We start from the raw sequence: 6,192 nt of genomic DNA on the forward strand, positions 1-6,192 counted from the left end.
AGATGTGTATAAGAGACAGGTTTCAGCACAATCAATTGCTTTTTGCAAATGTTCAATCCAAGAGTTATTCCACTTTTGAATTTCTAGAACAGCTTTAGACGTGCTATCTATAGACTCTCCCCTGCTATTTATGCCAATCATCGAACATGAAATATCTGCTGCGAGCGCAAGCACGTCGTCAATAAGCGCATCAAAACTATACCAAGACAGTATTTCCGCATGATTAGTAACATAATCGTTTACTAGCGGTTTTATTAATTCGCGCGCACCTGCATCGCTTAAAGGTTGCGTATTTTGATCAAATCCAACGAGCAAACCATATTGGCGCACAATTGACTGGAAAAAAGCATCGTATGTCATTACTTCTGGCTTCAAAAAGCCACTTGAAGATGCAGAATTTCCGTTATTAATGAGCTTATTTATTTCGCTACTATGCTGACTTACAGCTTGAGCAACTCTTGCAAGCAGCTCAGAAGCTGCTTTATTAGTAAAAGTCAACCCCAAAATACTTTCAGGAGCAACTCCGCGCTCAATAAGGTCGATAACGCGACGAGTCATCGTATACGTTTTGCCACTTCCAGCTCCTGCAACAATAATCATGTTCTTATTTGTTGGCGCTTGAATTGCTGCAGCTTGTTCCACGCTATCGGTGTTCTTGCGAGTAAATTGCTTATTTGTTTTATCAATCATAACTACAGCACCTCATATACAGTATCTATGCAACCTGCGCATGCTGGGCATACTTGTTTTCCATTGCAATACTTCAAGTGTTCAGAAGTTGGGTGCGCAATAATCTTATGCGAACGAGCTGCCGCAGCAGCATAGCAAACGCGCGAAATCATAGTAAGAGACCATTTTGCGCTTTGATTTAATGATGTAAACGACTGCCAAGCGTTTTCGCTTACATTTTCTGGACAATTCTTCGCAATATCGTCAAGCTGCGGACAATCTAACAATCTTGCCATATTTTTGAATCCAACTCGTAACTCAAGCGGATTATTATTTAAAGTATTTTTTACGCAAAGCGGCGGCTGATACACGTTTTCAGCAACGTTATGATCTTGAGCAGGATAATCATTCTTAGCAACGTGAAATAGAACACTTCGTGAAATAATCGGCGCATTCGAAGCATCAATAAGCGGATTCTCATCAGAAAAAAGTAAAGCAAGCTGATAGCAAACTAGCTGCAAATCGTTAAAAACTCCGCTTGCTGTTAAAGGTTTTCCTGTTTTGTAGTCCAGTAAACGAATATGCTCAGAACCATCTGAATTGATGCGCTTTTCCATGCGATCAATTCGACCGTGAATATGTACTTGCATATCTTCACTTGCGCCATCCGGCCACCCTCCAACTAAAGCACCCATCAATTCGTAGCAGTCATGCGTAGTAACGGTTTGCAAATTTGCATTCTTAAAAGTATTGTTCAATACGCGAGTAATATCATTAAATCCAAAATGCGCGCTTGTTTGCAATTCGCAATACGCTTGTTGCAATCTGCCTATGCTGCTTTCTAAAGATTTTTCGCTTTTTGTAAGAGATTCTAATATGCCGTTTTCTGACTTTTTTGAGTTAAGCGCATATGTTGATTGATCGTAAGAAGTAACAAAATATTGCGCAATTGCATGTAACGCACGTTTAATATTCTTCTCACGCGCAAGAGCCGAATAATGCTCCTTACTATCTCGAATATCTGCAAGTTCAGGCGCAATACTTAAGTAATAGTTTTCCATAAGATTTGCGATTGCGTTACTGCGGCGCACAAGCGGAGAGTAAGGCGAATAGTCGGCTGAATTATTCGTCGCTTCAGCCGCATTATTCGTCGCTTCAGTTTCATCAACTTCAGTTTCCGGCATATCGTAATGCTGATTTTCGCTTGCCCACCTTGCAGTTTCGTGAATTAGCGTGCCAAAATACGTTGCCGCGCTGCCGGGTTGAGGGCCTAAAAGCTGACGATTGACCAATCCACACACAGGGCATGCCCACAAACTGTCTACAGCTGAAGGAGACAAGCTTATAACAGAGTTAGTTTTTTTAGCAGAGCTAGCTTTTTCATTATCTTTTTCAACAGAAGATTTCTCATCAACATAGTCATCGACATCGCTCATAAAATCCCACTCAGAAGGATCAGCGCAAAATACTCCATTTTCTTTAAGTAATTGCAACGTTTGAGCAGCGTCAATAATCGCATTTCTAGACTTACTATTCTCACTATCGGAGCTATTCGCACTACCTGCATTACCTGCATTACCTGCATTACCTACACTATTTCCAAACTCTTCTTTCATAGAAGAAGCACGCAAAATTTGCGAACGAGCAGCACACACTAATCCACGAACATCCATATCTAAACCGGCAAAAGGTGTAGTAAATTCCGTAAAAGGCGTGCGCGAATTTTCATTATTGTAGTATCTTTCAGGCAAATAATAATAAAGAAAGTCGCTTGGCACAGCACTATCGCTATATTGCGCGCTTATATACAAACGCTCTGTTGCGCGCGTAATAGCTAACAAAAAACTGCGCTGCTCCGAGGCAAAAACTGCAGATTTATCATTATTTGAAAGAAGTGACGCATTCACAGTCAATTTAGAAGCAGAAATCTTAGAATGCAAAATAATATTCGCTAAACTTTCTGCGCCAAACATAGTGCTACGAGAAGCAAGATTTGGCCACACACGTTGTTGCAAAGTAGGCATCCACACAAGATTCCAATGTTTTCCAACAGAACCAGCAGGAGTAGTAAGCGTTACAGCATCTGGGACAGGCGCTACTTTAGCAAGAGAATCAGCTTCAATTTCCATGCCACGAACTTGAGCTATAAAATCTGCAATACTTACAATATTTTCTTGTTTAAAAGTATCGTCAAACGTATTCATTGACGAGATATCAGAAGAAACATATGAAGAAACGTAATCAAAAAGACGCATTGCAGCATCCAAGCGATCGTTAGCTCGATAACCTTCCGAATTATGCTGTAAAGACATACGCTGCCAACGCTCAGCAACATGACAAATATTCCAAGCCTCACCAAGAGCGTATTGAGCACTACTCAAATCAGGATTATTGTGCATACGAGAAGCGAGAATTTGCACGTTTTTCCACAGTTTTACAAAAGATGCAACGTGCGGATTCCGAGGTGCCATATTCTGCAATATTTGCAACACTGTAGAATCTTTACGAACATTAGAATCATCATCTATAAAACGTGCAACATCTGCTACACAAAGCAAATAGCATGCATCAAGAGACAATGGCATAAGCTCATTTGAACTGCCATCAATACGACTATTATCAACCAAAATTTGAGATTCAAAGTACGCTTTGCTTTGCGCATTATGAAGCGAATTTTGCAACAAATCCCAGTTATGAACAAGATTTCGCAAAGGCGCATTAGATTCAAAGCTCTCGTTATTTTCACAATTTTTCTCAATTAAAACAGCCGAAAGAGAAGAAAGAGAACGCATAAGCGAATCTACAGAATATAACTTCGCAGGTATTTCAACGTCTAAATCACCGTAAAATCCAGAATCGCTCTTAGTAATCGAGGAAAGTGGACTATCCATAATATTCTGAACTCGCAAACGCACCCACGAAGCCAAATTTTGCAAACTTCTACCATGTTTTACTTGCTCAACAATTCCAGAAAAACCGTGCTGCGCAAATTGAGCAAGTTCAATAAGCGCAAATAAACCTTGCACAAACGGCTCATCTTTTAATGGGCGAGTTACTAACGAGTATCGCACAGGAACTCCAGAAGCGCGAAGCTGCTCGCCAAAAAGACGAACAGTGGAATTGTCGTGCGCAATTAACGCCATATCGCTCCACTTGCGCTTATTATTTACGTGAGATTGCTTCATTTGCCAAATAACAGCATCTAATTCCTCGCGCTGTGAACGATATAACGCTGTAAAAACAGTGTCATCTGAGTTTAGATGAGAATTTTGTGGGGTTTCTATAGGCTCAATCGGTAAGGACCCTACAAATTTTGGCATTTTCCAAGGGCGATTTGGGAGCGCAACATCTGTTTTATATTGCGAAGTAAGCGAAAGAGAAACGCGCGAAGCGAGTAATTCACGCATCGAAGGTGCTTGGGTATAATTTGCAAAAGTTGGATCTGCAGAATAATTTTTAGAAGAATCAGCAGAATCGTCGGAAGAATTTTCGCAAGAATCAGCAAAACTCGTATATTCTAAAGTTTGTTCAGCAGCATTCAACTCATCCAAAGCTGCAGAAATTGCATAATCCGGGTACGCTCCTCTAAACGATTGCACAGATTCATCCGGATTCGCAAGCAAAACTAAACGCGTGCCAATCTTCGACAAAGTCTCAATAAAACTCAAACCAGCCAAAGTAATATCTTGATAATCATCGACTACAAGAAGAGCCGGAATTTCAGAAGAGTTTACTAAACCATGCTCGCCTAATTCGCGCGCAGATTTTGCGCCCTCAACCAACAGTTGCGAAGCGTCAAGTCGGAAAGAAGATTTATAAGTGTCGGCAATTATTTTTCGATATTCAGCTCGCAAAGCAAACGCCAAACGCCATTGAGTTAATCTACGTTTAATAAGCACAGACGTTTGTAAAATATCACTATTATTGGCGTAAGATTGCTCGTCACTAAGAGCGCAAAGAACTGAATTTTCGCTTTCAAAATCGCTAATACCAAGCTCATCTAAACGAGCGAGCATATCGCGCAATTGATGCATAAAAGCGTTGTTAATATCGAAACTATCTGCCAAAAATTCTGGAGACGAAGAAGCTGCTTGAGCAGCCTGAGTTGTTGAAGGCGCGGAAGTGTTAGAAGTGGCGGAAGTATTAGAAACTGCGCAAGTTAATGGAATAACCCATTGAGACGTTTCAAAATAATCCTTAAAAAGCGCGCATATATTGCAATCACCATTATCTCCACGCATAACATGCTCAATGTGTGCGCGCAAAACTTTACGAAGCAAAGAATCCTGCTCAGCACCATTTAGCAGCTTAGGCGAAGGCTCATTCTTTAACTTACAGCAAGCAGAAATGATATTAAAAGCTAAAGAAGCCAAAGTGCCAACTGGACGAGACTGCTTACTCACACCAATTTGACGAATAATAATATTGTCAATTTTTGAAGCAAGAACACGATTTTGCACAGCCATCGCAGTAACATTATGCGACCAACGCTTATATCCGGAAATTGCTGCGCGCACAGCAAACTGCGTTTTACCAGTATTCGGCGCACCATACACAAGCAACGCATTAGTCACATTGCCAGAAGAATTGCGTAACGTACCGTCAAATAATGCTTGTAATGCAGTATCCTCACTCATACGCTTAATTCTAGCAATTAGGCAATAGTGGCGCACAACAATACTATTCTTTTAATATTGCACGAGCGCGAGCATCCTTAAGCGCAAGAAATACACTGCCGACACCAATAAAAATAAGAGTAAACACAATTAACAAATACGCAACACCAACGCCCAAAGTAGTGGCATTAAAAGTTTGCGGTGCAAAGCCGAACCAGCCGGCAGGAGCGCCATAATTGAGGAAATTATAAGGCGCGCGCATTGCATGAACACCCCAACGAACACCAGCAAACTCGCTAAGCATAGCCGCATAAGCAACATAAGCAAGAGGCGGAACAGTAGAAACATACAAATGTGCGCGAGTAGAGCGGAAACGATAATCAAAAAGCACAAAATCAGCGATTGCAAGAAGCGGCGCAACTGCGTGAACACAAAGGCTGCTGCATCCGTTATTCATGTAAGCGCCAACGAAACCAAGCTTATTGGTAGGTGCTAAGAAACACAGGTACAAAGTGAATGTGACAGCAATTGAGATAGTCATCATGAATTTGAAAATGTACCAAGCGTTGGATTTTGAGTCGAACCATGCGCAAGATGCTGCAGAATCTTGCTGTGAGGCGGAATCTTGCTGTGCGGCGGAACATGCAGAATTACGAGCACGCATAAACGCAGCTGTATCAAGCAAAAGCGATCCAGCAAGAGCTACGCAAATCATAAGGTTAGAAAGATTCGTAAAATAAGTGAAGGTCATCAAGCCTTCCCACGAAGCAGCCATACCATAAACAGATGCGATGATTGCAATCGCGCGTATTGCTGTGCGTGTCGCGTATTCGCGCGCTGTGAGCGGAGTCTTTTGTTCTAGCATGGAATCGTTTGCCATGTTATCTCGCTTTCGTAACTTCTATAA

The 6,192-nt window shown here is 41.4% G+C and carries 2 protein-coding genes; both read right to left on the reverse strand.

From position 1 onward, the window contains the following. Positions 1–692 precede the first annotated feature (692 nt). Positions 693–5,306 (reverse strand): PD-(D/E)XK nuclease family protein, encoded by a 4,614-nt coding sequence (locus A5294_RS05635; RefSeq protein ID WP_064340667.1) that lies wholly within the window; start codon positions 5,304–5,306, stop codon positions 693–695. Between the two features lie 43 nt (positions 5,307–5,349). Continuing rightward, on the reverse strand, positions 5,350–6,165 hold the full coding sequence (locus A5294_RS05640) for a hypothetical protein (protein WP_004107260.1): 816 nt from the start codon (positions 6,163–6,165) through the stop codon (positions 5,350–5,352). Positions 6,166–6,192 lie beyond the last annotated feature (27 nt).

Source organism: Gardnerella sp. 30-4 (genome assembly GCF_001641215.1).
Lineage (GTDB): Bacteria > Actinomycetota > Actinomycetes > Actinomycetales > Bifidobacteriaceae > Bifidobacterium > Bifidobacterium leopoldii.